At 48.3% G+C, this 26,331-nt stretch carries 24 protein-coding genes; 12 read left to right on the top strand and 12 right to left on the bottom strand.

Translation table 11 applies throughout. The features are described 5' to 3' along the window. Window positions 1-3: 3 nt before the first annotated feature. Window positions 4-1,785 (bottom strand): DEAD/DEAH box helicase, encoded by a 1,782-nt coding sequence (locus ACSFXJ_RS17175; RefSeq protein WP_435921592.1) that lies wholly within the window; start codon window positions 1,783-1,785, stop codon window positions 4-6. A 512-nt stretch (window positions 1,786-2,297) separates the two neighbouring features. Here ACSFXJ_RS17175 and ACSFXJ_RS17170 point away from each other — a divergent pair. Beyond that, complete coding sequence (locus ACSFXJ_RS17170; RefSeq protein ID WP_435921591.1) at window positions 2,298-4,937, top strand: adenosylcobalamin-dependent ribonucleoside-diphosphate reductase; 2,640 nt, start codon at window positions 2,298-2,300, stop codon at window positions 4,935-4,937. A 639-nt stretch (window positions 4,938-5,576) separates the two neighbouring features. Here ACSFXJ_RS17170 and ACSFXJ_RS17165 read toward each other — a convergent pair. Next, the gene (locus ACSFXJ_RS17165; protein WP_435921590.1) at window positions 5,577-6,188 is read right to left on the bottom strand and encodes a GNAT family N-acetyltransferase; all 612 of its coding nucleotides are present in this window, start codon (window positions 6,186-6,188) and stop codon (window positions 5,577-5,579) included. A 1-nt stretch (window position 6,189) separates the two neighbouring features. Beyond that, entirely contained in the window at window positions 6,190-6,813 is a 624-nt protein-coding gene (locus ACSFXJ_RS17160) for a hypothetical protein (RefSeq protein WP_435921589.1), read from the bottom strand. A 66-nt stretch (window positions 6,814-6,879) separates the two neighbouring features. Here ACSFXJ_RS17160 and ACSFXJ_RS17155 point away from each other — a divergent pair, with 66 nt between their 5' ends. Further along, window positions 6,880-7,692, top strand: a complete 813-nt coding sequence (locus tag ACSFXJ_RS17155; RefSeq protein WP_435921588.1) for a MerR family DNA-binding transcriptional regulator — start codon at window positions 6,880-6,882, stop codon at window positions 7,690-7,692. Window positions 7,693-7,913: 221 nt separating this feature from the next. On the opposite strand, the gene ACSFXJ_RS17150 is transcribed toward ACSFXJ_RS17155, so the two are convergent. Continuing rightward, entirely contained in the window at window positions 7,914-8,120 is a 207-nt protein-coding gene (locus tag ACSFXJ_RS17150) for an IS3 family transposase (RefSeq protein ID WP_435925790.1), read from the bottom strand. Between the two features lie 265 nt (window positions 8,121-8,385). Further along, entirely contained in the window at window positions 8,386-8,919 is a 534-nt protein-coding gene (locus ACSFXJ_RS17145; RefSeq protein WP_435921587.1) for a YbhB/YbcL family Raf kinase inhibitor-like protein, read from the bottom strand. A gap of 174 nt (window positions 8,920-9,093) precedes the next feature. On the opposite strand from ACSFXJ_RS17145, the gene ACSFXJ_RS17140 reads away from it, so the two are divergent. Further along, the gene (locus tag ACSFXJ_RS17140) at window positions 9,094-9,756 is read left to right on the top strand and encodes a GntR family transcriptional regulator (RefSeq protein ID WP_435921586.1); all 663 of its coding nucleotides are present in this window, start codon (window positions 9,094-9,096) and stop codon (window positions 9,754-9,756) included. 143 nt (window positions 9,757-9,899) lie between these two features. Here ACSFXJ_RS17140 and ACSFXJ_RS17135 read toward each other — a convergent pair whose 3' ends face one another. From ACSFXJ_RS17135 to ACSFXJ_RS17125, 3 genes are read right to left on the bottom strand one after another with little or no spacing between them, the layout of a single operon-like run. After that, window positions 9,900-11,003, bottom strand: a complete 1,104-nt coding sequence (locus ACSFXJ_RS17135; RefSeq protein ID WP_435921585.1) for a sensor histidine kinase — start codon at window positions 11,001-11,003, stop codon at window positions 9,900-9,902. Then, the gene (locus ACSFXJ_RS17130; protein WP_435921583.1) at window positions 10,996-11,676 is read right to left on the bottom strand and encodes a response regulator; all 681 of its coding nucleotides are present in this window, start codon (window positions 11,674-11,676) and stop codon (window positions 10,996-10,998) included. Before ACSFXJ_RS17130 ends, ACSFXJ_RS17135 begins: the two co-directional genes overlap by 8 nt. Before the next feature lie 45 nt (window positions 11,677-11,721). Further along, window positions 11,722-12,285, bottom strand: coding sequence for a class I SAM-dependent methyltransferase (locus tag ACSFXJ_RS17125; RefSeq protein WP_435921582.1), 564 nt, complete (start codon window positions 12,283-12,285; stop codon window positions 11,722-11,724). Between the two features lie 239 nt (window positions 12,286-12,524). Between ACSFXJ_RS17125 and ACSFXJ_RS17120 the strand changes: the two genes are divergently transcribed. After that, window positions 12,525-13,097, top strand: coding sequence for a TetR/AcrR family transcriptional regulator (locus tag ACSFXJ_RS17120; RefSeq protein WP_435921581.1), 573 nt, complete (start codon window positions 12,525-12,527; stop codon window positions 13,095-13,097). 40 nt (window positions 13,098-13,137) lie between these two features. Then, on the top strand, window positions 13,138-14,589 hold the full coding sequence (locus tag ACSFXJ_RS17115) for a DHA2 family efflux MFS transporter permease subunit (RefSeq protein WP_435925789.1): 1,452 nt from the start codon (window positions 13,138-13,140) through the stop codon (window positions 14,587-14,589). A gap of 108 nt (window positions 14,590-14,697) precedes the next feature. On the opposite strand, the gene ACSFXJ_RS17110 is transcribed toward ACSFXJ_RS17115, so the two are convergent. Next, a complete protein-coding gene (locus ACSFXJ_RS17110) occupies window positions 14,698-15,153 on the bottom strand; it encodes a PH domain-containing protein (protein WP_435921580.1) in 456 nt (151 codons plus the stop codon). 59 nt (window positions 15,154-15,212) lie between these two features. Continuing rightward, a complete protein-coding gene (locus tag ACSFXJ_RS17105; protein ID WP_435921579.1) occupies window positions 15,213-15,962 on the bottom strand; it encodes an alpha/beta hydrolase family protein in 750 nt (249 codons plus the stop codon). Window positions 15,963-16,232: 270 nt separating this feature from the next. Between ACSFXJ_RS17105 and ACSFXJ_RS17100 the strand changes: the two genes are divergently transcribed. Next, complete coding sequence (locus tag ACSFXJ_RS17100) at window positions 16,233-16,736, top strand: TetR/AcrR family transcriptional regulator (RefSeq protein WP_435921577.1); 504 nt, start codon at window positions 16,233-16,235, stop codon at window positions 16,734-16,736. 25 nt (window positions 16,737-16,761) lie between these two features. Further along, window positions 16,762-17,520 carry a (S)-benzoin forming benzil reductase gene (locus tag ACSFXJ_RS17095; protein WP_435921575.1) on the top strand — a complete coding sequence of 253 codons (759 nt, stop codon included), beginning with the start codon at window positions 16,762-16,764 and terminating at the stop codon, window positions 17,518-17,520. A 73-nt stretch (window positions 17,521-17,593) separates the two neighbouring features. Here the strand turns inward: ACSFXJ_RS17095 and ACSFXJ_RS17090 are convergent, their stop codons facing one another. Continuing rightward, window positions 17,594-18,919, bottom strand: a complete 1,326-nt coding sequence (locus ACSFXJ_RS17090) for a uracil-xanthine permease family protein (protein WP_435925788.1) — start codon at window positions 18,917-18,919, stop codon at window positions 17,594-17,596. 60 nt (window positions 18,920-18,979) lie between these two features. After that, complete coding sequence (guaD, locus tag ACSFXJ_RS17085) at window positions 18,980-20,344, bottom strand: guanine deaminase (protein WP_435921573.1); 1,365 nt, start codon at window positions 20,342-20,344, stop codon at window positions 18,980-18,982. A gap of 265 nt (window positions 20,345-20,609) precedes the next feature. Here guaD and ACSFXJ_RS17080 point away from each other — a divergent pair, with 265 nt between their 5' ends. The 5 genes from ACSFXJ_RS17080 to ACSFXJ_RS17060 all read left to right on the top strand — a co-directional run bounded on the left by ACSFXJ_RS17080 (window position 20,610) and on the right by ACSFXJ_RS17060 (window position 26,289). Then, a complete protein-coding gene (locus ACSFXJ_RS17080; RefSeq protein WP_435921571.1) occupies window positions 20,610-22,100 on the top strand; it encodes a PLP-dependent aminotransferase family protein in 1,491 nt (496 codons plus the stop codon). Window positions 22,101-22,136: 36 nt separating this feature from the next. Further along, entirely contained in the window at window positions 22,137-23,078 is a 942-nt protein-coding gene (locus ACSFXJ_RS17075; RefSeq protein ID WP_435925787.1) for a D-alanine--D-alanine ligase, read from the top strand. After that, window positions 23,068-24,252, top strand: a complete 1,185-nt coding sequence (locus tag ACSFXJ_RS17070) for an aminotransferase class I/II-fold pyridoxal phosphate-dependent enzyme (RefSeq protein ID WP_435921570.1) — start codon at window positions 23,068-23,070, stop codon at window positions 24,250-24,252. The genes ACSFXJ_RS17075 and ACSFXJ_RS17070 overlap by 11 nt, the downstream gene beginning before the upstream one ends. A 214-nt stretch (window positions 24,253-24,466) precedes the next feature. Then, window positions 24,467-24,994, top strand: coding sequence for a TetR/AcrR family transcriptional regulator (locus tag ACSFXJ_RS17065; RefSeq protein WP_435921569.1), 528 nt, complete (start codon window positions 24,467-24,469; stop codon window positions 24,992-24,994). A 62-nt stretch (window positions 24,995-25,056) separates the two neighbouring features. Then, a complete protein-coding gene (locus ACSFXJ_RS17060; RefSeq protein WP_435921567.1) occupies window positions 25,057-26,289 on the top strand; it encodes an MFS transporter in 1,233 nt (410 codons plus the stop codon). The last annotated feature ends 42 nt before the right edge of the window (window positions 26,290-26,331 follow it).

The raw sequence follows: 26,331 nt of genomic DNA, 5'->3' as shown, positions 1-26,331 counted from the left end.
CCGTCAGCCTCCCAACAGCTTTTGTAATCCGGTATCGCCGCCGCCGGAATCGGGACTCCCCGCTTCGGCGTCTATTTCCGCACGTATCGAATCCAGGGAGCGTCCGAGCGAATCGACCCGGCTGGCGATTTCCTCGTCGTTTGCGGATTCCAGCAAAATTTTGTAAATGCTTTTTTCCAGGGAATCCTTCTTCTCAAACCGTTCCAGAATGACGTCCAGCTGGCCGATAACCATCTCGAACATGTTGATTTTCTCGTGCAGCAGATTCAGGATATGCTCCTCGATCGTTCCCTTGGTGGACAAGTTATAGATGTGAACGTCGTTCTTTTGGCCCAGCCGGTGTACCCGGCCGATCCGCTGCTCGACGCGCATGGGATTCCAGGGCAGGTCAAAATTGATCATCTGATGGCAAAATTGCAGATTGATGCCTTCGCCCCCGGCTTCGGTGGCGATCATGACCTGGGCCCGGCCGCGGAAGAGGTCCATCATCCAGTCTTTTTTGCCCCGGTTCATGCCTCCGCGGTAAGGGACGGCCGTCATGTTTCTGGCGCGGAAATAATTCAGGAGGTACTCCTGGGTTGCCCGGTATTCGGTAAAAATAATCACTTTGTCATCCATGCCCTGGATCAGCTCCATGGCCTTCTCGGCCTTGCTGTTTGCCGTAATCGTCTTGATAATGCCGACGAGATCCCAGATTTTATCGCGCAGGGGCGAATCGGGAGCCAGCTTCTTCGACAGGTTGACCAGCGTGACGAACACCGCGTCCCGGCTGCTGCATACCTCCCGCTGCAGGGTGACGAGCGACAGCATGCTGCTAAAATCCCCGCCGGATGCCTGATATTGGTCTTTGACAAAGGAAGTGACGCCGTCATACAATTGCTTTTCTTCGGGCGAAAGCTCGACATGTATATTTTTTACGTTGCGTTTCGTAAACTGCAGCTCTCCGTCTCCGCGGCGGTTTCGGATCATGATTTTGGCGAGCTCGTCCTTGAGCTGGCCTTCGTTCTTCGGCACGCGCTTGTCGATCACGAAGTTGGCGGAAAAATCGTTCTGCCCGCCGAGTTGACCCGGCTTAAGCAGGGTAATCAGGTTGAAAAGTTCGCTAAGGTCGTTTTGAACCGGAGTGGCGGTGAGCAGCAAGCAGTATTTTTTGCGGAGCTTCAGCATGAATTGATAGTTGGTCGTTTTCTTGTTCTTGAGCTTGTGCGCCTCGTCCACGATGACCATATCGTATTCATTCCCCAGCAAAATCTCCTTGTGCGGATCGCGTTTGGCGGTATCCATGGAGGCAACGACGACGTCGTTTTGCCAGGAGTACTCTTTTTTTTGCGCGACCGCGGGAATGTTGAATTTTTGATTCAGCTCGCGGACCCATTGGAGAACGAGGGAGGCGGGAACGAGAATGAGCACTTTGCGGACAAGGCCGCGGACAATATATTCTTTCAGAATCAGGCCGGCTTCGATCGTTTTGCCCAAACCTACTTCATCGGCCAAAATCGCGCGCCCGCGCATCTCAAAGAGCACTTTGCGGGCCGTCTCGGTCTGGTGAGGCAACGGCGTGACCTGCTCTTCGGGCAGGTGCTTCAAGCAGAGCATTTCTTCAAAACTCGTCACGAGCGAAGCGGCTTCGGCCTGGCCGGCGAGGTTGAACAGCTTCCAATCGTCCCATGGGCCGCCTTTGTTCAAGCGGGCTTCCAGATCGTCGTACCAGCTAGGATCGAATTGAACGGCGACGGGGGAAAAGGTTGCGGAATCGGCGGAATTGCCCGGGGGATGCGGTTTCAAGATGTAAAACCTCCCTTTTGCTTGCAGAGTTAGGTGTAGTATGGACGAAAACGGGAAACTTCATAACTTTGGCTATCGAATCTTGAATTCCATGTCGGGAAGTAATGAAGTCTTGGAGGGTGCGGGATTGGAAATTTCATGTCCGGTTTCAAAGCGGGATGATCAAAAAAGAGAGGATTTCGAAGGAAAATGACGATCGAATCGGCTTGTCCGCTTTTTATCGCCTAAATTTCAAAGTCGATGACTGTACAACGAGATATTGTATAGTATAATGGTATTCGCACACAATATATTGTGATTTGTACATATTATATACCGTTTCTATTGTGTGCATGACGGTTAAAGGTTGATATAAAACGGCTTGAAAACGGCGGAATTTGGTCCGGATTCGAAAGCGGTTTGCAGTCAGCCGGCGGCCGGTATTTTTTTGTTCGCGTATGTTTCCGAAAGAGATCCGAAACCGGACCTGTTCCGAAAGCATATGCTTAAAATTTTTGAGGAGGTCGTTTTCTTTGAAAACCAAGCCAAAACAGCGCCTGGAAGGGCTAAGCGAGAAAATCTTTCTGGATCGTTACGCGTGGAAGGATGCCGATCCGAGTCATGCCAAGGTGGGTGACGTCGTTCTTGTTCTGACCAAAGACGATCCGAAGTTCCCGACCAAGGAGGTCGGTGAAGTCGTTTCCCGGAAAGGGCGTACGGTAACGGTTAAAACCCGCAAAGGCGAACTGGTCGAAACCGATGTGGAAAAGCTGACGCTGAATATCGAGAAAACCCCGGAAGAAATGTGGGACCGGCTTGCCGGAGCGATGGCTTCGGTGGAAGAAACGCCTGAAAAGCAGGCGGAATGGCAGGAAAAATTCCGTTATATTCTCGACGATTGGAAACTGGTGCCCGGGGGACGGATCGCGGCCGGTGCGGGAGCGAGCGACGAACTGACGCTGTTCAACTGCTACGTGATTCCTTCGCCGAAGGATAGCCGCGGCGGCATTATGGAAACCTTGTCGGAAATGACGGAAATTATGGCCAGAGGCGGCGGCGTGGGCATCAACCTGAGCTCGCTGCGTCCGCGCCGGGCCGTGGTCAAAGGCGTGAACGGATCTTCGAGCGGTGCGGTAAGCTGGGGCGGTTTGTTCAGCTACACGACCGGTTTGATCGAGCAAGGCGGCAGCCGCCGCGGCGCGCTGATGCTGATGATCAACGACTGGCATCCGGATTTGCTTGATTTTATTACCGTCAAACAAACGATGGGCCAAGTCACGAACGCCAACCTGTCGGTATGCGTCAGCAATGCCTTCATGAAGGCCGTGAAGGAGGATCTGGATTGGGATCTCGTATTCCCGGACACGACGGAAGAAAACTACAATGAGATCTGGGACGGAGATCTGGAGAAATGGAAAGCGGCCGGACGCAAAGTGGTCCATTTCCGGACCGTGAAAGCCCGTGACGTATGGCATACGATCATCGAGTCGGCATGGAAATCGGCCGAACCGGGCGTCGTATTCATGGAATACTACAATCAAATGTCCAACAGCTGGTATTTCAACCCGATTATCTGCACGAATCCGTGCGGCGAGCAGGGGCTTCCGGGCTGGGGCGTATGTAACCTGTCCGCAATGAACTTGTCCAAGTTCTACGATGAAGAGAAACACGATGTGGCCTGGGACGAACTGGCGACGACGACCCGTTACTCGGTACGGTTCCTGGACAATGTTATTAATAAAACGCCGTACCATTTTGAAGAAAACGAGAAAAACCAGAAGAAAGAGCGCCGCGTAGGTCTCGGAACGATGGGCCTCGCCGAGCTGATGATCAAGCTGAACATCCGTTACGGCAGCCCGGAATCGCTGGAATTCCTCGACAAGCTGTACGGCTTTATCGCGAAGGAAGCTTATCTGGCATCCGCCGATATCGCCGCCGAGAAGGGGTCATTCCCGGCATTCGAAGCGGACAAATATTTGCAAAGCGGATTTATGAAGGTAATGACCGAGGTGTATCCGGAGGTCGGCGAAGCGATCCGCGAAAAGGGCGTCCGTAACGTCACGATCATTACCCAGGCGCCGACGGGCAGCACGGGAACCATGGTGGGAACGTCCACGGGGATCGAGCCGTACTTTGCCTTCAAATATTACCGTCAAAGCCGGCTCGGCTTCGACGAGCAATTCGTGCCGATCGCGCAGGAATGGATGGACGCCCATCCGGGTGAAGAACTGCCGGATTACTTTGTAACGGCGATGAGTTTGTCGGCTGAGGATCATATTCGCGTGCAAGCCGCCATTCAGCGCTGGGTGGACAGCTCGATTTCGAAAACCGCCAACTGCCCGGCCGATTTCACGGTCGAAGAGACGAAGCGTCTGTATGAGCTGGCGTTCGACCTTGGCTGCAAAGGCGTAACGATCTACCGTGACGGCAGCCGCGATGTTCAAGTGCTTCAAACCGAGAAGAAGGAAGACAAGGCGGAAGATAAAGCGGCCGTGTCCGGCGCAGGCACCGCTGAGGCTGCTCCGGCTTCGGACGCCGAGAAGGAAGCGTTGAACGGAATCAGCTCAACATTGGCGGTTTCTCCGGAACCAGGCAAACAGCCGGTAGTCGACAAACAATACAAAAAACGCCCTCAAGTGCTTCACGGGGCGACTTATAAAATCAACACGCCGTTCGGCATGGCGTATATCACGATCAACGATCTGAACGGCATTCCGAGCGAAATCTTCCTGAACGTAGGGAAAGCGGGCTCCGACGTGTTCGCGATGGCGGAAGCCTTGGGCCGCGTCTGCTCCTTGTTCCTGCGTTACGGGGATCACGGCCACAAGGTGGAACTGCTGATCAAGCACCTGAAAGGCATCGGCGGCTCCGGCGCGGTCGGCTTCGGTCCGAACCGGGTAGACTCGATCGCCGACGCGGTCGCCAAAGCACTGGAAACTCACGTGCAAAACGGTCCGTACGACGACCACGATCCCGCTCCGGTTGCAGCCACCGTGGCGCATCATGAAGAGCATGTTGAAGCTATTGCTGGTGCAGGGGCTGGTGCGCATGACCATCACCACGGCGCCGTCGCGACATCCCGTGACCTTTGCCCTTCGTGCGGATCGGCTTCGCTGATCAATATCGAAGGATGCAAAACGTGCAGTAATTGCGGGTATAGTAAGTGCTCGTAAGGGGAGTAGTTAAAGGTTGAAACCATTTTTTTGACGATGATCTGATCACCGCTCATCCTCTAACGGAATTCAGTGCCGTTATTTTGAAAAAATCGGCTGTTCTTAATATGTAACGGAATCTAAAGACCTTATTTAGCATAAAATCCTTATATTGAGCCATTTTTGAGAAAATAACGGCAATACGATCCGTTAGAAAATGAAATGGCGAAATTTCAGGCAAATAAGGTCTCTCAGATCCGTTAGCATGGGCGCCGTATAGTTTTAATCCAACAGTTAAACATGGAAGCATGCTCTTGTATGTTGTCGTGTTGAGAACTTTTTCTGAAATTGATGAGAGAAAATTTTCAGATTTAACGGGAAATGCATAAAAATGCATGGATATGCATGAAGAGTTGGAGAAATGATTTTGCAAATTATAAAGAAGTCCGAAGCAAGTACAAACTACTTCGGACTTCTTTTTTCATTTTGACAAGCAAATCATTCAAATGTGACCTAAAAGTTTGACATCGCTATTTTAGCGGCTTTTTCATTGCAACAAAAGGGTTATGCCCCAAGAGCAAACCACCCGCCCAACGGGTGGTTATGATTAAATGATAAAAACTCATATCTTTTGCCCCGCACTTTAACCTTTAAGTTAGCCTATAATTTTTTTCCAAATAGGAAACACGTGAGGGGCACTTCCTCCTTATTGATGGTCAGAGAGATTTCTTTTTTCTCAATTTCTTCAAACCCTCGATGAGCATAGAATTGGTACGTAGAGCCTGTATCCGTATATAAATAAATTTGTTTTCCCTTTTCTTGGTTCTCTAATTCTTTTAATAGCATCGTACCAATTCCTTGTCCATTGAGGGCAGGATCAACTGCAAAAAAATTAAGCTCCCCGTCCGGTTCATGGTTCTTCAAATATTGTTTTAATAATTCGTTATTCGCTTTATGATAGACACTTGAAGCATCCTTATAACCGATGTTGATTAAAAAATCGCCTAACTTAACAAAAGCCCTGTACCAGATGGACTGAAAAACCTTTGGCTCCTTATTCATATCAGCCAGTAAAACGCCCGCAAGCTTGTTATTCCTATATGCACCCAATGCAATGGTGGCTCTGGATATTTCCAAATACCAAAAATATATACTGTATAGATATAATTCGACTTTGTTACTGGTGTACCAAGTAAGGTGCATTCCCTCAATCGCAAATTTTCTTGCAGAATTAAAATCCTCTTTTCTTAATGGCTTGATTCTAATGTCCACTTCAAACCCTCCTCTTTCCTTTGACTCTATTCCACAGCCAGGCAATTCCTATACTGCACAAAGCAACCACGATTCCCACAGGAATGATCAGATAAATGTTTAAGCTACCCAAACCAATAATTTCTTTCACCGCAATTGTATAGGTAATTAGTAACCACTCAACAATGTATACTGTATTTAGATTAGACGAAATAGATTTGACAATATTCTGCATACTGCCTTTTATAAATGTGGAAATAAAATAATACGTAGAGATCGAGACACCTAAAATACATGAGATCGATAGCGTACTGAACAGACTTTGTTGGTAGTAAGCAACGAAATAATCTATGATGTTATAACCTATAGCGGCAGTGCCAATAGAAACTCCTATAAGGCAAACAGTGCTAATTACCAGTACATGTTTGTAAAATCTTTGTTTATCAGTCACCCGACGCAAAATGCCTGCAAAGCAGATGCCGAGTACCGGATAGATCAGCCACAAAGTGGTTGGAAATGCAATGAATCCGTTTGTATAATATAATAGTCCGAGTAAATATTCAACAATTTTCGGGGCATGATCAAAGTAACCGATAAAAACTGTTCCTGCCGCTTGAAGTAGTACAGCTCCACATAGCATCATCATGCCGCAACTCATGTTTACAATTCGAGTATAAGGTCTATACCAGGTATAGAGTAAAGGGGTGCTTCTATGAAGAACCTATTTTCTATAGGTGAAACTGCAAAAATCAACAATGTATCGATTCAGGCTTTGCGTCTTTATGATCGAATGGGTTTGTTAAAACCATCCTATATTAATAAGGATAATGGCTACCGGTACTACAGTATCGACCAGTTTATTTATATCGACATCATTAAACACGCCAAAAACTTCGGAATACCGCTTCATGAATTGAAAAATACGTTATCACGGAGCAATATGCAGGAAATAGCTGAAAAGGTTAGAGAGTATCAACAAGCTCTTGATCAACAAATTCAAGTGCTTATTAGAGCCAAGGAAAGATTCTCGAGGGTTGTGGAAGCGATAGATTACGGTTTATCCGCCGTCCAAAATCAAGTTCCATACGTGAAAGAGATTGAAGAGCGGAGAATAGTGAATTTGAAAAATCAGCAAAAGGTAATAAACTTTGAGGTTAGCGGACGGTTGGTTGAGAACCAGCCCGGGTTGGAGTCTGCTTTTGAAAGTGGATATTTCGTTGACATTCCCTCATTCCTTCATAACGGTGAGGAGACATACACATCAGCATACGTAGCAATTATTGAAGATAACGGAACAGAACAGCAACTCTTAAATTCTGGATATAGTGTCAGCAGTATTCCCAAAGGTAGGTTTATTTGTATTACATACAACGAACAAAATAAAGAGAACAAAATAAAACAGCTGCAGCAACATCTCAAACAACGGAATATAGGGAGCCTTGAATTAATAGTTGTTCGCGAACTGTACGATGATATTATAAATCCTTCCCTAGAAATGCAGGTGTTGCAGGCTGGCGTATCATAACTGAATTATTATATTATAACTTTCCTCAATAGTGTTTTTGCCCAATAAATTGGACCCTTAACCTATCAGTGCGTTGTTCTCTCAGGGACACAAACATTATTTTATTTATTTTGTGTACCATACTGCTATTAGAAGATACTGAATTCTAAAAAGAGGAGTTAACACTAGACGAATAAGAATGTAAGATGTGGACTGAGTCTAATACCCCCAAAGGACTGGTATTAAACGACAAAACGTACACAAAATGCCCAAATGGAAAATAATAATGGTTTGAGCATGCTGCCTAATTTGGTGACTCGGAATGTCCTATTGGATAAAGATAGAAAATGATTCCTGTACTGTGTACAGGAATCATTTTTTTGTTCCCATTTATATCTGTGATGGTTGTAATAGTGGACATAGCAAAAGCATTCGTGAAATAAAAGTATTTTTTAAAGTTTGATTTTATTTTTGATTTTGCTCCCACAGCCGCAGATGATTGTATGCTTCAAAGTTTTAATGGGTTCATGGCACATTGGGCATACACTTTGGTGAAGCGGATCGTTCAGCTTCGCTTCCTCCGTACTTGAAGCTGCTCCATATGGAGCATTGGACATTCTTCCTTCCTGTAGCATGAGGACATTAACGCAGGTGCGCATGCAAAAACCAGTTTTTTTTCATACTATCGTCTCCTATGACCCCAAACGGCTTGGGTTATTCGATTTCCCCTGTTGCCATAAGAACGGCTCTCCCCAACGTATGGCCGAGCATAGTGAATCCTAAGAGAGCAGGCGTGGCGTTAGGGTCCACGCCGATATTCTCGATATCCAACGCATGAACGACAAAATAATACCGGTGAGGCCCATGTCCCGCTGGAGGCGCCGCACCAATATACCGTTTGAGACGCAAATCGTTCGGCAGTTGCAAAGCGCCTTGCGGCAAGCCTTTGCCATGCTCATCGCCTGCGCCTGTCGGCAGCTCGGTGACGCTGGAGGGGATGTTGATGATGGCCCAGTGCCAGAGGCCCGATCCGGTCGGGGCATCCGGGTCATACACGGTTATGGCAAAACTCTTCGTCCCTTCCGGTGCATTCGACCATTCCAAATGGGGCGAAAGATCCTGGCCGCCCTCCACTCCTGACATTTCCGAATATTGGTGCGGCGGTAATGGATGGCCATTAGCAATATCGTTACTAGTCACCTTAAAGGCTGCGACCTCCGGTAAATTGAAAAATGGGTTGTTACTCACTGAGAATTACCTCCTTTTTTAAGAATAAGTCGATTATATATCTAAGAATCGATTTTGTAAATATAAATCGTTTATATAATAAATTATCGAATTTTACTTGTTTTTTAAAGATATAGGTGTAAACTATTTAAAGCTTGTATTAACTCGATTTGTATAAAGGATGGTGTCGGCTTCATGGCCAAAAGGAGCGGTTCGTCCACTTTAACCGAAAATGTTACGAAAAAACTGCGGTCCGATATTCTGGCCGGACAGTATGATCCGGGTTCTCCATTAACCGTTTCGGAATTAGCCAAAAGCTTCGATGTTTCGGTTGCAGTTGTACGGGAAGCATTGACCCGATTGGCGACCCAAGGTCTAGTCCTGCAAAACCCGAATCACGGATTCTCAGTCAAGACGGTGTCGGAAGAAGAGTTGAATAGTATCATTGAGGCGCGGTTGATCAATGAATCCGCAGCATTACGCCTGTCTATCGCCCATGGTGATCTCACATGGGAATCTAATGTAATCGCCGTTCACCACAAATTATCGCAAACGGCCGAGTACAAGGAAGTGAATCAAAAGCTTACCGTCAGCGAAGAATGGTCCGACATGCACCGTCAATTTCATTACGAACTTATCGCTGCATGTCCCAATCCGGTTCTCCTAGATATCTGCAAGCGTCTTTGGGATTTGAGCGAATTTTATCGGCATTGTTCGACCCCGCAGCAGCAAATTCGCGATGGCCGAGCGGAACATAAGGCATTAGCGGATGCCGTTCTTAGCCGCGACAGCGATCGTGCCATCTTACTCTTTAAAGCACACATTCAACTCACCGCGGATATTCTGTTTGACAATTGATAGGAGCTAAACGGCTACGTTTCAGAATTAGATCATGTTTTACGTGGTTAAAAAAAGGCATCCCCAAAAACCCACTATGCTGTATAGCGTAGTGGGTTTTTGAGGATGCTTTGCTTTTTTATTTGCCCGCACATCTTGCGAAGTCATCGGCTGAAAGTACCCAGCGGCAATGTCATCCGAAACAAAAAAACATCATCGGCATGATGAAGCGTTAGATTGCCCTGGTGCAGCTCCGCAATATTTCTCGCAATAGAAAGACCGAGCCCTGAGCCGGACTGAATGCCTTCGCTGCTCCTTGAAAAGTCGACCTTATAAAATCGATCAAACAGCTTGTTTACTTGATCATCCGTAAGCGGCGTGCTTTTATTTTCAACCTCGATCGTGATATGTGTACTTAGCTTTTTCAGACGAACGTGAATGATTCCGGGTTTGAACGAATATTTCAGGGCATTCATCAAAAGGTTGTCGATCGCTCTCGCGATTTTTTCGCTGTCCACATCAACGATAATTGGTAAGGTTCCTAGTTCCTTTTCGATTTGAATGCTGTTCTCATGGGCAAGCGGATCAAATTCAAACAATAATTGCTCCAAAAGCTGGTGCAGATCGATTTTCGTTCGGTTCAATTGGGAAACGTCAACGGACGAAAGCCGGGTGCATTCGAACAAGTCGTCCAGCAGCTTCCTCAAATGCACAGCCTTGTTGTAAGTGTTCTGGACAAAACGTGCATATTCATCTTGATCGCGAAAAGATTCCGTTTGGAGCAACTGGATGTAACCGATGATACTTGTTAGAGGAGTGCGAAGATCATGCGACAAGCCTGTAATCATTTCCATTTTGGATTGTTCGAGTTTACGTTCCTTCGCGATTTGTTCCTCTAAACGTTCCGCCATCTTGTTGATATTCATGGCTACATTTCCTAGCTCGTCCCGACGGTTTACAGTGACGCGATAGCTCAAATTTCCTTCGGCGATAATTTCAAGGCCCTGTTCAAGTTGAATCAAATCCTTGACGATGCCGCGGGTCAATAACAAAAATATCACGATAAAAGCAACTATAAACAAAGGAAAATTCAGATAGGGGAAGAATTGAAGATACCAATCGGAACCCAAAGCGTTGCCGATGCGAACAGAAAAGAAAATGTAAACATCGCTTATACTTATGGAAATAACCAGGCTTATGATCATTCTAAGAAGGATATTCAGTTGGATACGCTTTTTGCGCTTTGGCTTTTCAACATGCTCAGTCAATTTTATAGCCAACCCCCCATACGGTCTTAATGTATTGAGGTTCCCTTGGAGTTTCTTCTAATTTCTCTCGCAGATTCCGTATATGAACCATGACGGTATTATCGGAATAGCCATAAGGCTCTTTCCACACGCTTTCGTAGATCTGCTCCGAACTGAAAACTTGACCGGGACGGCTTGCTAACAGCATCAAGATCGCGAATTCCAAAGGGGTTAAGGAGATCTCTTTGCCTTTTAGTTTTACGGAATGTTTATTTTTATCGATAACCAAGTCTTTGATCAGGATCAGCGATTTATATTCTTCTTTATTAAGTAATGATTGTCGCCGGAATTGAGCTTTTACGCGAGCGATCAACTCCAACGGATTGAACGGTTTGACCATGTAATCATCCGCTCCGGTAGTTAAGCCGATAATTTTATCGATATCCTCTTCTTTCGCCGAAAGCATGATAATAGGGGTATCTGAAATCTCTCTAATTTTCATGCATGCAGTGATACCGTCCATCCGTTGCATCATGACATCCAAAATAACGAGCTGAACGGAAGTGGATTTCATCAGAGTCAGTGCTTCCTCGCCGTCGGCCGCCTCAACAACACGGTACCCTTCATTACGCAAATATACATGGATCACATCCCGGATATCTGCGTCGTCGTCCACAACTAAGACGGTATTCATTCTTCATTGACATCCTTTCTAAGATCGGAATGTTGAGTTTTTGTATTATTTGCCTTCTTTACGACAAACATAAACGAAAGCCGGAGGAAAATTGAAAGATACGAATTCAATCTTCTCAATAATAAAATTTTCGGAAAGCTGCTTCTTCATTTGAAGCGAATATTGAAAAGCAATAAACCGTCCTCCAGGTTTTAGGGCTTGATGAATCTGTTCTATTAAAGTATCCCTTAATCTACGCTCAAAATTGAAAAAAGGCAAACCGCTAAAAATATAATCCAATTGATCCACGCCTTCGTTCTTCATAGCATCCGTTAAGGCTGCGGCGTTCGGGTAACAAGCGAAGTTGGGAAATTCATTATTTAAATTACGTCTCATGGCCGGATCCATTTCAAATAAGAGCACCTTTGTGGTTTCATTTGTATGTGCATGAATATGCCGGGTAACGGCTCCAGTGCCTGAACCCAGCTCTGCTACTGCCGTATTTTCTTGCCAGGCTGCTTGTTTAACCATCGCATTGGCCAAAAATCGGGAGCTCGGGATAACACTCCCTACATTTCTAGGATCCCTCATAAAACTCTTCAGAAATAACAGATTATTATTGGATTTCACGATATATTCCCCCAGCTCTATTTATTATGATCTGATCCGTAACTTTCACTCGTGTCGACAGAGGTATCATAACGAGCAAAACTAAGGAATTAGTGAGAGTAATTCTAAAGAAAATCTGAAGATAAACTTAAGGAGAATTAAGTGCCTATTTTCACAAAATATTCACATTGACGCCTAAAAAAAATTCGATTATTATACTCTAGACCGGTCGTTATAATTTTAGAGGTGATCATCGCTTTATGAAGAAAAAACAGGACACCAAGGATGTTATCCTGCAGTGTGCAACCCGTTTGTTCCAACGGCAAGGCTATAACGGAACAGGGCTGAATCAAATTATTGAGGAAAGCGGCGCTCCAAAAGGTTCCATCTATTATCACTTTCCAAACGGGAAGGAAGAAATCGCCATCGAGTCCATCTCGATGATGAGGAAGCTTTTGATGGAGGGAGCCAAGAAGGATTTAACGGGAAAAAAATCTGCGATTGAAGCATTCCAGTTTTATATTCAGAATATCGCCTCCGATTTTGATAATCGCGGGGATTGTGCGGAAGGACTGTCCGTCGGTTTAATCGCATTCGAGACTGCGACAACGCACGAGAAGCTTCGCAATGCTTGCGAAGTGGTTTTTAAAGATTGTCAATCCTTATACGCTCATATGCTAGAGCATTGGGGATTTTCTAAAGAGAGAGCCGAGGAGCTAGGGATTACCATCACGGCCATGATCGAAGGGGCATGCCTTTTGTCGATCACCTACCAAAATGGAGATCCGTTGCGAATGATCGCAAAGCAGCTGGTGTTTTTATTAGAAAAATAGAAAAATAAACAGAGAGAATGTGGGAGGAACCAGAATGGATATGAGCAGTACGCAAGTGAAGACGGGAGAAGTGTCGATCGGCAATTTACGTGTCGTTCCGATTATCATTTCCTTCGTCGTTGCGGGATTTATCGGCTTGTTTAGTGAAACGGCTTTGAATATGGCATTAAACAATTTGATCGAAAATTTCGGTATTCATGAAACGACGGCACAGTGGCTGACCACCGGATATTTACTTACGCTCGGCATATTGGTTCCGGTTTCGGGATTGATTATGCAGTGGTTTACGACAAGGCAATTATTCATTACGGCGATTGTGGCTTCCATCATCGGGACGCTCATCGCGGCGGTCGCTCCAGGCTTTGCGGTATTAATGATCGCTCGCGTCGTTCAGGCAGTAGGGACAGCGCTATTGCTTCCGTTGATGTTTAACACGATTTTGTTAATCATTCCGCCGCATAAACGCGGAAGCATTATGGGGATCATCGGTCTGGTCATCATGTTTGCGCCGGCCGTCGGTCCGACGATTTCGGGATTGATTCTGAACAATTTGACCTGGCACTGGATTTTCTGGATTTCGCTCCCGTTGCTGATCGGGGCTCTGATTTTCGGCTGGTTCTTTATGCAAAACGTAACGACGCCGACCAAGCCTAAAATCGACGTGCTTTCCATTACATTGTCCACGATCGGATTCGGCGGCATTGTTTTCGGATTCAGCAGCGCGGGTGAAGGAGGCGGCTGGGGAAGCCCGATCGTGATTACTTCCATTATCATCGGTGCCGTTGCGTTGGTCCTCTTTTCCATCCGGCAAGTCATGATGCAGCAGCCAATGCTGAATTTGCGCGCGTTTAAGTATCCGATGTTCACCCTGGGTCTGCTGTTGATTCTGGTATGCATGATGGTATTGCTTTCGACGATGATTCTTTTGCCGCTCTACATGCAAACATCGCTTGCTTTGACGACATTTGCTGCTGGTCTTCTTCTGTTGCCTGGCGGCGTCATCAACGGAATTCTTTCGCCGGTCATGGGAAGACTGTTCGATAAGTTCGGTCCGAAATGGCTGGTGTTGAGCGGTATCGTGATTGTCGTCGCTGCGATGATCGGGTTCTCGACCATTACGCTGGAAACGAGCTCGGCATTTATCATTGGACTTCACATCGTTACGATGGTGGGAATCTCGATGGTGATGATGCCGGCGCAAACCAACGGTCTGAATCAGCTGCCGCGCGAATTGTATCCTGACGGAACAGCCATTATGAACACCTTGCAGCAAGTGGCCGGGGCTATCGGAACGGCAGTGGCGATTTCCATTATGTCCTCCGGTGCGGAAAGATTCATGAATACTGTTGAAGATATTTCAAATCCATTGAATCCGCTCCTTGCATTCACGGAGGGAGTTCAGAACGCATTTTGGTTCGCGATTATCATGGCGATTATCGGCTTCGTGATTTCGTTGTTCGTGAAACGCGTCAAAGTCGATCATCAAATGTAATTCGAAAAGCAGCCTTACTATCCAAAATAGTAAGGCTGCTTTTTTGCGCCGTGCAGGGCGGCTAAGAAGTCATAAAAAATGCCCTCCGAACAAGGGCATTTCGAGTTTTTATTCTTGAATTTGAAGGTTAGGACAACGTTTTTTAAGTTCGTTGATAAACTCTTTTTTAGTTCTTGGTGAAATTTTGATACTCCCCATCCATGTTGTTTTGTTGGATATTTCAATCGCATCTCTCGATGATAATATTCGATGTCCCGTAAAAATTGCCGTCGTAGGCGATACCTTTGTTATATTTTCGTATGGAATTCGACTTCTAAAGGGTCCACCTTTTATTAATAAATGGTCTGGATCGAAGATATACTTCACTGAAAAACTAGTCCATAAAAGAAAACTTGTCACAATAAAAAATATGGATGCCAATATTATAAACGCCGGTATGAGAGTTTCCGAATCATTTCGAACTTCTTCAATGAATAATGGAAAAAATGTGGCTAAAGCAATGATGATTACCACGATCAACATGAAATTAACAAAAAATGCATCTACTTTTGAACGAAAAACCACCTGATAGACACACCTCCATTATTTAATGTCCATCCGTATTATTCATAGTCGGTAATCGATTAAAGGGACACAGCCCTCAATGTCATCTCCGCAACGCGCTTGTTTCCGGCCTCCGAGAAACCGTGACCCTCGCCCGGGAATACTTCCAGGTTGATTTGCGGATACAGCTTTAAAGCTTGCTTGCTCCAATCCAGCGATACCACAGGATCCTGATCTCCATGAAAGATCAGAACATTCTTGTCGAATTTGCCGATATGTTCGAATACATCATAGCTATGAATACTCTCAAAAAAAGGACGCCCGAGCGTCATCCCCCACAGCTCGTGCGAGTCGGGTATATCCTCGAGTGTCGGATATCTTTTATTCCAATCATCAGCGATGCAGAATGCCGGAAATAATAGCAGCATTCCTTTGATATCCTCTCTACGTTCTTCCGCAGTCAGTGCCGAGACCAAGCCTCCCTGGCTGGCGCCAAACAAGAAAAGGTTGCCGGTATCCGCGTTGTCCCACTTTTGAACATGGTCGATGACGGCGTGTAAATCTTCTTTTTCCGTAAACAAAGTCATTTCCGTCGTCTTCAGGCCGCTCTTGGAATTCACGGATCCGCCGCAGAAATCAAAGCAAAATGCCCCCACCCCGTGGGACGCCAGATGTTCGCCGTTCATGATAAAATCGGCATTCGTTCCGTTATAACCATGGCTGAAAATGACGACAGGGCATTTCTCCGCATTTTTCGGCATATAGGAAACCCCGTAAATTTCCCTGCCGTGATGTTCAATCGTTATCAACTTTTTAATGATCTCGTTCATTTTGAAACCTCCGATCCTGAACTATGCACCGTTTCTTCCAACATCATACATTTAAAATAGCAAACCATCAATTCCAAGGACGTTTTATTATTTTTGAACGACCGGTCGTTAAATTGTTGACAATATCGAAAGACGATCCTTATAATAATCCTTAAATCAAGAGAAGGGAGCAGGAGGGTTATAAAAAAAAGAGAGATTACATCAAGTCATATCATCCAAGCGGCATACGAGCTTTTCGCGGAATACGGAGTAGATAATACGAGTCTGGGCATGATTGCAAAGAAAGTGGGGATTACAAAATCCTCGATTTACTATCATTTTGAAACAAAAGAAGAATTGATCGGCCGAACATTTGACCATATTTTTAGAGATCATTATTTTGCGGCTTACTTTGATCTCGAATCCGTCAATAAAGATAATTTTACGGAGACTTTAATCAATGGCGGGTTGAACATGTTGCCGAGCGGTGACGGGGAATATCGTTCAACATTAAGAGTACTGAGTGAATTTACGATGCTGGCCGAGCGCGAGGATCAATTCAAAGCTCCCTTGCTGAAGGTTCAGCAGGATTTTCTAGACGGTTTCTTGCATCTCTTATCGAAGGGTTCTGAGTACGGCCTTGTCGCACCATCAAGTGTCGAGGTGAAATCCAAAATCCTTGCCTTGCTGATCGACAATTTGTCCAGATGTAAGATGATGAAAATGGATATGGAATATGATGAAATTTGGAAAGAGGCTGTTCACAGCATCATCCGTAATCGAGAAGATACATAGGCAGATTGATAAGGAGTGAGTTTTTTTGAAACATATTATTATTACGGGCACATCCCGGGGAATCGGCGAGTCTTTGGCCAAGCAATTGATCCATGAGAACCATCATCTTATCTGCATATCCAGAACTGCGAACCAACGAATTATCGATCAAGCCAAGGAAATGAACTGCAGACTGGATTATTTCAATTATGATTTAACAAATCTCAGGGGCCTTGATCGGCTTGTTGAAGATATTTTCGGTAAAATCGAGGTACATTCCGGCGATGATGCCGTCTATTTGATCAATAATGCCGCCATGTTGACGCCCGTGAGTCCGATTGAACGCATAGAAACCGGGAAAATCATCGAAAACATCCATTTAAATCTTTTGGCTCCGATGATCATTACCTCTAATTATTTGAAATGGACGAAGAATACGAATGCGGACAAACGAATTTTAAATATTTCGTCGGCATCGGCAAAATACCTATTACCTTCGCAAAGCTGTTACAGTACCGCAAAAGCCGGCCTGGACTCGTTTACCAGAAGTATGGACCTGGAACAAAAACTTGCGAAATATCCTGCGAAAGTTGCCGCCGTGTATCCGGGCATGATCGATACAGATTTACAATCGGAGATACGGTCGGTAAGCACGGACCTTTTCCCTTACGTCAATGAATTTATTCAAATCTCCGAGGAAGGGAAACTGCAAACGCCTGAATACACGGCAAACAAACTGATCGAGATTCTATTCAGCGAAGAATTCGGAAAGGCGGTTGTTCTGGAAACCCTGGATATCGCCTAGCAGGGAGAGGGAACAAGAAGGGCAGCTCCAAGACCTTAGCGTGCATGGTCTATCGGAGCTGCCCTTGTTTAACTTATTTCGTTCTTAGCATTAATTTATTCAGCACGATCGCCGCCACCGAAGCGGCCAGGATCGGCGAGCCCAACAAGTACTGCACGAACGTAGGCAGCGAATACAAGAAATCGTCGGGGATAAGCACTAACGCCAAGGTAAGGATCATCGGAATCGCGATGACGTACATTTCCTTCTCGCCGATCTTTTCGTTTTTCATGACCTGCACGCCGTTAATCGCGATGATGCCGCAGACGATGGCGAACACGCCGCCGATGACGGCCGTCGGAATCGAAGAGATCAATGCGGCCAATTTGCCGGAACAGCCGAAGATGACGAACCATCCGCCTACGGCAAGGAAGACGCGGCGGCTTGCGATCCCGGTGATGGAAATCAGGCCGGCGTTGGTGGAATAGCCCGTAACCGGAGTCGTGCCGAGCAAAGAGGCAATCAGGCAGCTGATCCCTTCACCGATCACGCCGCGGTTAATATTTTTTTCCGTCAGCGGTTTATCAATCGCATTGCTGACGGCAAACCATGTACCTGTCGTTTCGGCCAAGAGCACGAAATAGATGATGACCATGGTGATAATCGCGGAGAAATTGAACGAGAAGCCGAAATCGGCGAACGGCATCTGCGGCATGCTAAACCATTTGGCGCTGGAGACCGCCGAGAAATCCAGGACGCCCATCCCGTTGGCGGCGACACATCCAACGACAAGCGCGGCCATGACCGAAACGATGCGGAATATCGACCCTTTGCTGCCCAAAAAAGAACCAAGAATGACGAATAACAGGAGTACGCCCGCCGAAATCAAGGCCAACAGCACGTTTTGGTTGACCGAAGCGTCCGCTGCACCGTAAATATTGTCCGTAATCGCCACAGGCAATAAAGAAAGCCCGATGATGAAGATAATCGTTCCGCCGACAATCGGCGGGATCAAGGACTTGACGATTTTGTTGAAAATGCCGGTAAAGCCTAAAACAATGACCAGAATCGCACCGATTAAGCTGGCGCCCAGCACGGAATTCCAGCCCAGTTGACCCCCTCCGCTGGCGGCGTAGATACTGACGATCGCGCCGAGCGGGACATAGGATGCGCCTTGGGCGACAGGAAGCTTCATGCAGAAGTAAGTTTGCACGATCGTCCCGATGCCTGCCGCGATAAAAGTGGCTTGAATCAATGCGCTGGACTGGCCGGCTTGCAAACCGATCAGCATCGCGATCAGGAAGGGCACGACGTAAACGTCCATGGCTAATACATGCTGTAAACCCAGGATGGCGGACTTGCCGAACGAAACCTTTTCATCGGGTAAAACCGTCAAATGTTCCGGCTTCGCTGCTGCCATTGCTTGCTCTGTTTGTGTTTTCACTCGGATGTACACCTCGAATATCGTAGTTTTTTTATTTTAACGGGAATGGACTTTTTCGCCCTGTACCCATACTTCACGGATATGCTCGGGTCTGGCCAGATACATGATTTTTTGGAAAACGTCATCCAGAGCTTCACTCTCGTTAAAGATCGGCAATTTGGCGGACGGCAGCTTCGTATCGATCACCTGCACGTCCCATGCATAGTTTTCCTGAATTCGGCCGATCGGCAAGCTTAAGCTTTCGCCGCCTCCGGCGGTTGCGAGATAAAATGCTTCATAAATCGTAAGCCGCGAATTCGGTACGCCGCGGTCCTGGGCCGGAAGGGCGGCATTTACGCCGTCTTCCAGCATTCTCGAAGAGATGACGGCCTGTCTGACGTTATCGAAAAGGCTAGGCGAAAAACCTCCGGAAATATCCGATCCCAACCCGATCTCGACCCCTTTCTCATGGAAATGGGCGACGGGGATGACGCTGTTGGCAAAATACGCGTTCGATATCGGACAATGCGCAATCGCCGTACCGGTATCGGCAAATAACTGCGCGTCGTCTTCGCTCAGGAAGTTGCAATGGGCCATGACGGATTTGTCGCGCAGGAGGCCAAAATCATGCAGGGCAAAAGCATCGTTCTTTTGGAATCTGTCCCGAACGTACCCGTGCGCCCAGTCGCTTTCGCTACAGTGCGATTGGATATGCGTATCGTATTTGGCCGCCAATTCCCCCAAACCTTGCAGAGCTTCGTCCGTGCAGCTTGGAATGAATCTCGGCGTCACGACCGGATAAACGCCCTGTTTCGCGGATTTGGCCAAGTCTTTGACGGCCAGAATAAATTCTTCCGTATCCGCAAGAGCCGTACCGGTGTCCGGATCGCGGTAGATATCCGGATTTTGCTCCGGATCGTCCATGACCACTTTTCCGACCAGTCCGCGCTGGCCTTTTTTCACGCAGATTTCAGCCAGTAATAAACTCGCTTCCTTATGCACCGTGGCAAAATAAAGCGCGGTCGTCGTTCCGTTGGCGAGCAGGGTGTCGACCACGTCCTCGTAAACTCCCCTGGCAAAATCCATATCCGAGAATTTGGACTCCAGCGGGAAGGTATACGTGTTTAACCAGTCATAGAGCGGGATGTCCAAGGCGGTTCCGGATTGGGCCCATTGCGGCGCGTGAACATGCAGATCGATAAAGCCCGGCAGGAAGTACTGGCCCTCGGCCAATCTATGAAAGTTGCTTTTACCTTGATATGCTTCCAGCAAAGGTTGATATTCGGAATCTACCGGAGCCACGATTTTTTCGATCATGCCGTCCGTATTCACGCAAAACAGATAGTCTTTTAAGATTCGAATTTCTTTGGGGGAGATGCCGGAAAAAGCAGTGCCTTGAAATAATTGCATATATTTATTCATAATTACCGCCTTAATGTTCGCTTTTTAAAGTATGTTTGTTATTATAGACGCAGAAAAATGATAAGTCCAGACCAAAAGACGAATATTATCATTCCGAAGCTTGGAGCGTTACACACATTTTGGATGAACTAGGGGCTGGCTGCCGGAGGATCGAAGGTATAGGGTCTGCCCTTGGAGGAACCATCGGAGGATGAAAAATCCAGCAGGGTGGTTCTTTTTTTCTCTCAATTCCTATGCCATCATTACAGGTAGGGGGCGATGAAACATGTTCCAGGATTTCAAGCTGGCCTGCGACCGTCCGGTCGCGATCCAAGTGAAGGAATACGTCAAACGTTTAATTATAAAAGGGGCGCTTCTTGCGGATCAAAAGCTGCCCTCCACGAGAGAAATGAGCGGTCTTTTAAAAGTGAGCCGCAATACGGTCATTGCCGCCTATGAAGGTTTGGAGGACGACGGATTTACCTACGCGATTCCCGGCAAAGGCAGCTATGTGGCAGCCTTGGAGGACCACTTGGCCGCAGAACACGGAGGAACGGAAGGCGCCGCCGCCTGGCAGATCGACTGGAAGTCGAGAATGAACGAGTATGCCGTTTCGGCTGTCGAGCTGGATCTGATGAAACAGGGCATTCGCGCCAAAAAAGGAACCATCTCGTTCACAAGTATCGCTCCGGATGAACGGCTGTTTGATTTGGGAGATGTACGTCGGGCCTTTATGGACCGGATGGCCATCGAAGGACAGGTGCTGCTCAACTACGGCTATGCGAAGGGCTACAAACCGCTCATCGACTACCTGATGCGTTATATGGAGAATAAGGGCGTCGATCTTCGCGGCAAAGATATACTGATTACAAGCGGATTTACGGAAGGATTTGACATCGTGCTATCGGCACTGCGTCCGTCCGCGCGCCGGGGAGCGGCCATCTGCGAAAATCCGACCCATCATACGGCGATCAAAAATTTGAAGCTGCAAGGCTTTGACATTACCGGCATTCCGATGGAGCGTGACGGGATCGACGTGGACCGGCTGGAGTCGGTATTGCGGAAACAGACAAACCGCTTTGATCTGGCCTATTTGACGCCGTCCTATCACAATCCTACGGGGATCGTCATGTCGCCGGCGAAGCGCAGCGCAGTTATGAATTTATTGATGAGCCATCAAATTCCGGTGATCGAGGACGGGTTCAATGAGGAGCTGCGCTATTCGGGAGCACATGTTGCACCGCTGATTGCCAAAGTAGGGCAAGGGAACGGAGTCGTCTATATCGGCAGTCTTTCCAAGGTGCTGTTTCCGGGCCTGCGGGTGGGATGGGTGCTTGGCGACCGGGCGCTCATCGACAATCTGGAAAGCGTCAAGCGGGCAAGAACCATTCATACATCAACTATCGATCAATCGATCCTGTATCAATATTTGCTCAATGGGAATTTCGATAAATACGTCAAAAAAGCACGTTTGGAATATAAGCGCAAATACGAGCTAACGAAAGCATGCTGCGAAGCGTATCTTCCTGATGCCGCGTTGTCCGGCGACGGGGGCTTGCATTTGTTTCTTACTTTCCCGCAGAGCGTAAATACGCGCCGGTTGCTGGAGGCTTGCACGGAGGAGGGCGTGATTTTTACGCCCGGAGACAAGTTTTTTGTCCGGGAAGGCGAAGGCACGAATACGTTGCGGCTTGGTTTTTCACGGGTGACGGATGAAAATATCGAGCAGGGCCTACGGATCATCGGCGAACAAGCTCGCCGCTTTCTAAAGAAATAACCGTACAACGAGGATAAGGGAGAATGAGGTGTCGTGATGAAAATCGGCGTGATGATGGGCGGGATTTCCACCGAGCGTGAGGTTTCGCTGCAGACAGGACAAGAAATGATCCGTCATTTGGATCGGGGCCGTTATGAGGTCGTTCCCATGGTGATCGATCGGCGGGCGGATCTTATCGCCCAGGTTCGGGAATCAGGCATCGATCTCGCGCTGTTGGCGCTGCACGGCCAATACGGCGAGGACGGCACGGTGCAGGGAGCGCTGGAGACGCTGGGCATTCCGTACACGGGCAGCGGGGTTCTGGCAAGCAGCCTTTGCATGAATAAGCGGCTGTCCAAGATGCTGTTGAAGGCGGCAGGCGTGCATACGCCAGCGGGGCTTTGCTGGGACGGAATGGAGGACATTGCTCCCCAGGAGGTGGAGAAGTTGGGCTACCCGGTGATCGTGAAGCCGAATACGGGCGGCTCGAGCATCGGCATCCAGCTTGTGCGTCAGGAGAATCAGCTGCTGCCGGCGGTGCGGGAGGCTTTCCGGTTGGGAGAGGCGGTTTTGATCGAGCCCTATATTCAAGGGACGGAGATCACCTGCTCGATTTTGGAAGGCGAAGTATTGCCGATCATCGGTATTCGCGCCGCCCATTCGGAATGGTTTGACTTCCATGCCAAATACGAGGAAGGCGGGGCCGAGGAAAAGGTGATCCAGCTTCCTCCGGATATAGAGCGGCGCGTGCGCGAGGCGGCGCTGGCCAGCTACGGGCTGCTGCAGTGCAAGGTCTATGCAAGGGTCGACATGATTTTGTCCGATGGCGTGCCTTACGTGCTGGAGGTCAACACCTTACCGGGAATGACGTCGGGAAGCCTGCTTCCGAAGAGCGCGGCCGCGGCGGGCATCACCTTTACTCAGCTGCTGGACCGCATCATCGCCGGATCGCTCCGGGTTCGGAACCAAGAATGGGGGGTGGCGGAACATGTTTCATGAAGAGGGATCAGGGCGGTTTTTGTCCTCGCGGGTACGTGAGATTCGGCCATCGGGCATTCGCGCGTTTTTTGATTTGAACGAGGCGGGCGGAGATATGATTGCCCTCGGGGTCGGAGAGCCGGATTTCGTGACGCCGGAAAGGGTGCGCGAAGCTTGCGTTCAGGCATTGCGCGAAGGGCGGACGAAATATACCTCCAATGCGGGCTTGATGGAGTTGAGGGAGGCGCTTTCGGTTTATTTTGCGGACAGCTTCGCCCTTTCGTACGACCCGGGGCAGGAAATCCTCGTGACGGTGGGGAGCAGCGAAGCGGTCGATCTTGCGCTGCGGGCCGTCATTGACCCGGGCGACGAGGTGCTGATTCCGGCGCCAAGCTATATCGCCTATGAACCGATTACCCACCTGCACGGCGGCAAAATCGTGGAGGTGGCGGCTGCGGCAGAGGAGCGGTTCAAGCTGACGCCGCAAGCTCTGCAAGCGGCCATTACGCCTCGCTCCAAGGTGTTGATGATCAATTATCCGTGCAATCCGACCGGAACGGTGATGACGGAGCAGGATTGGCAGCCGATTACGGAGCTGATCATCAAACATAATCTGGTGGTTATTTCGGATGAGGTTTACGCCGAACTGACTTACGGGAGAAAGCATGTCAGTATCGCTTCCTTGCCGGGCATGAAGGAACGCACGATCGTCATCAGCGGTTTTTCCAAAGCGTTCGCGATGACAGGGTGGCGGGTAGGCTATGCCTGCGGCCCGCGCGAGTTGATCGCCGGCATGTTGAAAATCCACCAATACACGGCGATGTGCGCCCCTACCTTGGCACAGGTTGCCGCGCTCGAATCCTTGCGCCACGGCTTGGCCGCCAAAGACGAGATGATGGCGAGTTACAATGAGCGCCGCAAGCTGTTCGTCTCCGGCCTGAACGCCATCGGGTTGTCCTGTCACGAGCCTGAGGGAGCATTCTATGCCTTCCCTTCGATCGCTTCGACGGGGATGTCGTCCGAGCAGTTCGCGCTACGGCTGCTTACGGAAGCGAAGGTGGGAGTCGTGCCGGGGCATGTTTTCGGAACCGGCGGAGAGGGCTTCATCCGCTGCTCCTATGCCACCTCGCTTGACCATTTGGAGAAGGCGCTGGAGCGGATGGCGCGGTTTATGCAAGTGATGCAACCGGTTTGAATGAGATGAATGAGAAGAAACGGGTTAGAGCCTCAACTTCACTGCGGTGGGTTGGAGCTCTTTTTTGCTAAATTGCTTTTGGAGATAAGATTCCCCCGCGAAAAATAATACTGGACCGATCATTCCCGAAATGCTATACTTCGATTATCGAGAGGGAGGGATTACCATCGCACGTTCAAAAGAGTTTGACAAAGAGCATGTGCTCCACCAGGCCATGTTGGTCTTTTGGGAAAAAGGGTACGACGCGACAAGCATCCCGGATTTATTAAAGGCGATGGATTTAAGCAGATCCAGTTTGTACGAAACTTTTGGTGACAAAGAGAAGCTTTATGTTGAAGCCATTCAATATTACAAACGGTACAGGCAGAAAAAGAGAGACCTGCTTCTCCATGCGACCTCCGCGAAAGAGGGAATCCGGCAATATTTCAAACGGCATATTTCCTTAGCGTTTGATGACGAGGTGCCCAAAGGGTGTCTGATTACGAATGCGACGCTTGGACTGGATTCGCCGGATGAACAACTGAATACGCTGATCGGCCAAGGATTCGAGGAGCTCGAAGACATTTTTTACGGCCTTCTCATGAAGGGCCGGCAGGCGGGAGAAATCGGGGCCGATAAAGATCTGCGTTCCCTTGCGCAGCTTCTCCTTAACCTTCACCATAGCATCAATGTCGTTTCCAAGGTGCAGACCGACCCGACTAAAGTGTATGACATGATGGACACCGTGATTGAAATGCTGTAAATATTTTTTTTAATAATTCCGGAATGAACGTTCCGAAAAGAAAAAGAAGCGGAGTGAAACCGATGAGATCAATCGAAAATCAAACAAATGAAAAGCCCTATTCGTCATGGATCATCCTTATTCTTGCCGTGGCCTGCGGACTGATCGCAGCCAACCTTTATTACGCCCAGCCTATTTTGGGGCCGATAAGCTCCGCGCTGGATTTATCCTCAGAGGCAACCGGATTCATCGTCACGCTGACGCAAATCGGATACGGGTTGGGATTGCTGTTTATCGTACCCCTGGGGGACATTCTGGAAAATCGGAAGCTGGTCACGGTATCATTGCTCCTCACCGCCTCGGTTTTGGTGTTTGCGGGATTAGCCAAGGGCGCCGTGCTGTTCCTCGTGGTATCGCTTTTGATCGGATTGGGATCCGTGGGTGCTCAAATTCTCGTACCCTATGCGGCCCACCTATCGCCGGAAGCCACGCGCGGCCGTCAGGTAGGGAACGTGATGAGCGGTTTGCTGCTAGGGATCATGCTCGCTCGTCCCGTTTCAAGCATCGTTACGGAGTTTTTGGGCTGGCGTGCGGTTTACTACTTATCCGCAGGATTGATTTTTGCATTGGCTCTTGTGCTGGCATCGCTGCTCCCCTCAAGAAAGCCTAAGAACCCGATACGATATCCGGCACTTCTCGGATCGATGTGGCAGCTGCTTAAAACGACGCCGATCCTGCAGCGCAGAGCGATTTATCATGCATTCGTTTTCGGTACGTTCAGCCTGTTTTGGACGACGGTTCCTATGTTATTGACCGGCCCGATGTATCATTTCTCGCAAAAAGAAGTCGCCCTGTTCGCATTGGTCGGCGTGTCCGGGGCGATCGCATCGCCTGTGGCGGGGCGTTTGGCCGATAAAGGATGGATCAAACCCGCAACCGGAATAGCGTTGATCCTGGTTATTGTTTCGATGATCATTCCTCTTGTCGTTCCGGCCGGCACAACCATGGCCGTGATCGCCTTGGGACTATCGGCAATTTTATTGGACATGGGAGTTTCGGCGAATATGGTGCTGGGACAGCGCGCGATTTTTTCGCTGGGGGACGATGTTCGGAGCCGGCTTAACGGACTATATATGGCGATCTTTTTTGGCGGAGGCGCGGTCGGTTCGGCGGCAGGAGGATGGGCATACGCCATGTGGGGCTGGGAAGCGGTATTTATGCTCGGTATGGCCCTTCCCGTACTTGCTTTCGTTTATTATGCGACGGAAAAGAAAGGGCTCTATTCATTCCTGAGTCACGGGAGCGTGAATGGCTGAGGAGGATCCGCCAGGCAGAGAATCGCGCCTAAGAGGAAGTTC

This window comes from Paenibacillus salivarius, from assembly GCF_051307165.1.
In the GTDB taxonomy this organism is placed as follows: Bacteria; Bacillota; Bacilli; order Paenibacillales; family Paenibacillaceae; genus Fontibacillus.
Note: the sequence above shows the minus strand (reverse complement) of the source record. Positions and strands in the feature narration are given on the sequence as shown.

Coding starts and splice junctions, on each gene's coding strand:
- ACSFXJ_RS17090 (WP_435925788.1), bottom strand. CDS start 18,919: ATGGCAGCAGCGAAGCCGGAACATTTGACGGTTTTACCCGATGAAAAG.
- ACSFXJ_RS17105 (WP_435921579.1), bottom strand. CDS start 15,962: ATGAACGAGATCATTAAAAAGTTGATAACGATTGAACATCACGGCAGG.
- ACSFXJ_RS17160 (WP_435921589.1), bottom strand. CDS start 6,813: ATGATGATGCTATGTGGAGCTGTACTACTTCAAGCGGCAGGAACAGTT.
- ACSFXJ_RS17120 (WP_435921581.1), top strand. CDS start 12,525: ATGAAGAAAAAACAGGACACCAAGGATGTTATCCTGCAGTGTGCAACC.
- ACSFXJ_RS17130 (WP_435921583.1), bottom strand. CDS start 11,676: ATGAATACCGTCTTAGTTGTGGACGACGACGCAGATATCCGGGATGTG.
- ACSFXJ_RS17140 (WP_435921586.1), top strand. CDS start 9,094: ATGGCCAAAAGGAGCGGTTCGTCCACTTTAACCGAAAATGTTACGAAA.
- ACSFXJ_RS17115 (WP_435925789.1), top strand. CDS start 13,138: ATGAGCAGTACGCAAGTGAAGACGGGAGAAGTGTCGATCGGCAATTTA.
- ACSFXJ_RS17100 (WP_435921577.1), top strand. CDS start 16,233: ATGATTGCAAAGAAAGTGGGGATTACAAAATCCTCGATTTACTATCAT.
- ACSFXJ_RS17065 (WP_435921569.1), top strand. CDS start 24,467: ATGTTGGTCTTTTGGGAAAAAGGGTACGACGCGACAAGCATCCCGGAT.
- ACSFXJ_RS17060 (WP_435921567.1), top strand. CDS start 25,057: ATGAGATCAATCGAAAATCAAACAAATGAAAAGCCCTATTCGTCATGG.
- ACSFXJ_RS17075 (WP_435925787.1), top strand. CDS start 22,137: ATGAAAATCGGCGTGATGATGGGCGGGATTTCCACCGAGCGTGAGGTT.
- ACSFXJ_RS17070 (WP_435921570.1), top strand. CDS start 23,068: ATGTTTCATGAAGAGGGATCAGGGCGGTTTTTGTCCTCGCGGGTACGT.
- ACSFXJ_RS17080 (WP_435921571.1), top strand. CDS start 20,610: ATGTTCCAGGATTTCAAGCTGGCCTGCGACCGTCCGGTCGCGATCCAA.
- ACSFXJ_RS17155 (WP_435921588.1), top strand. CDS start 6,880: ATGAAGAACCTATTTTCTATAGGTGAAACTGCAAAAATCAACAATGTA.
- guaD (WP_435921573.1), bottom strand. CDS start 20,344: ATGAATAAATATATGCAATTATTTCAAGGCACTGCTTTTTCCGGCATC.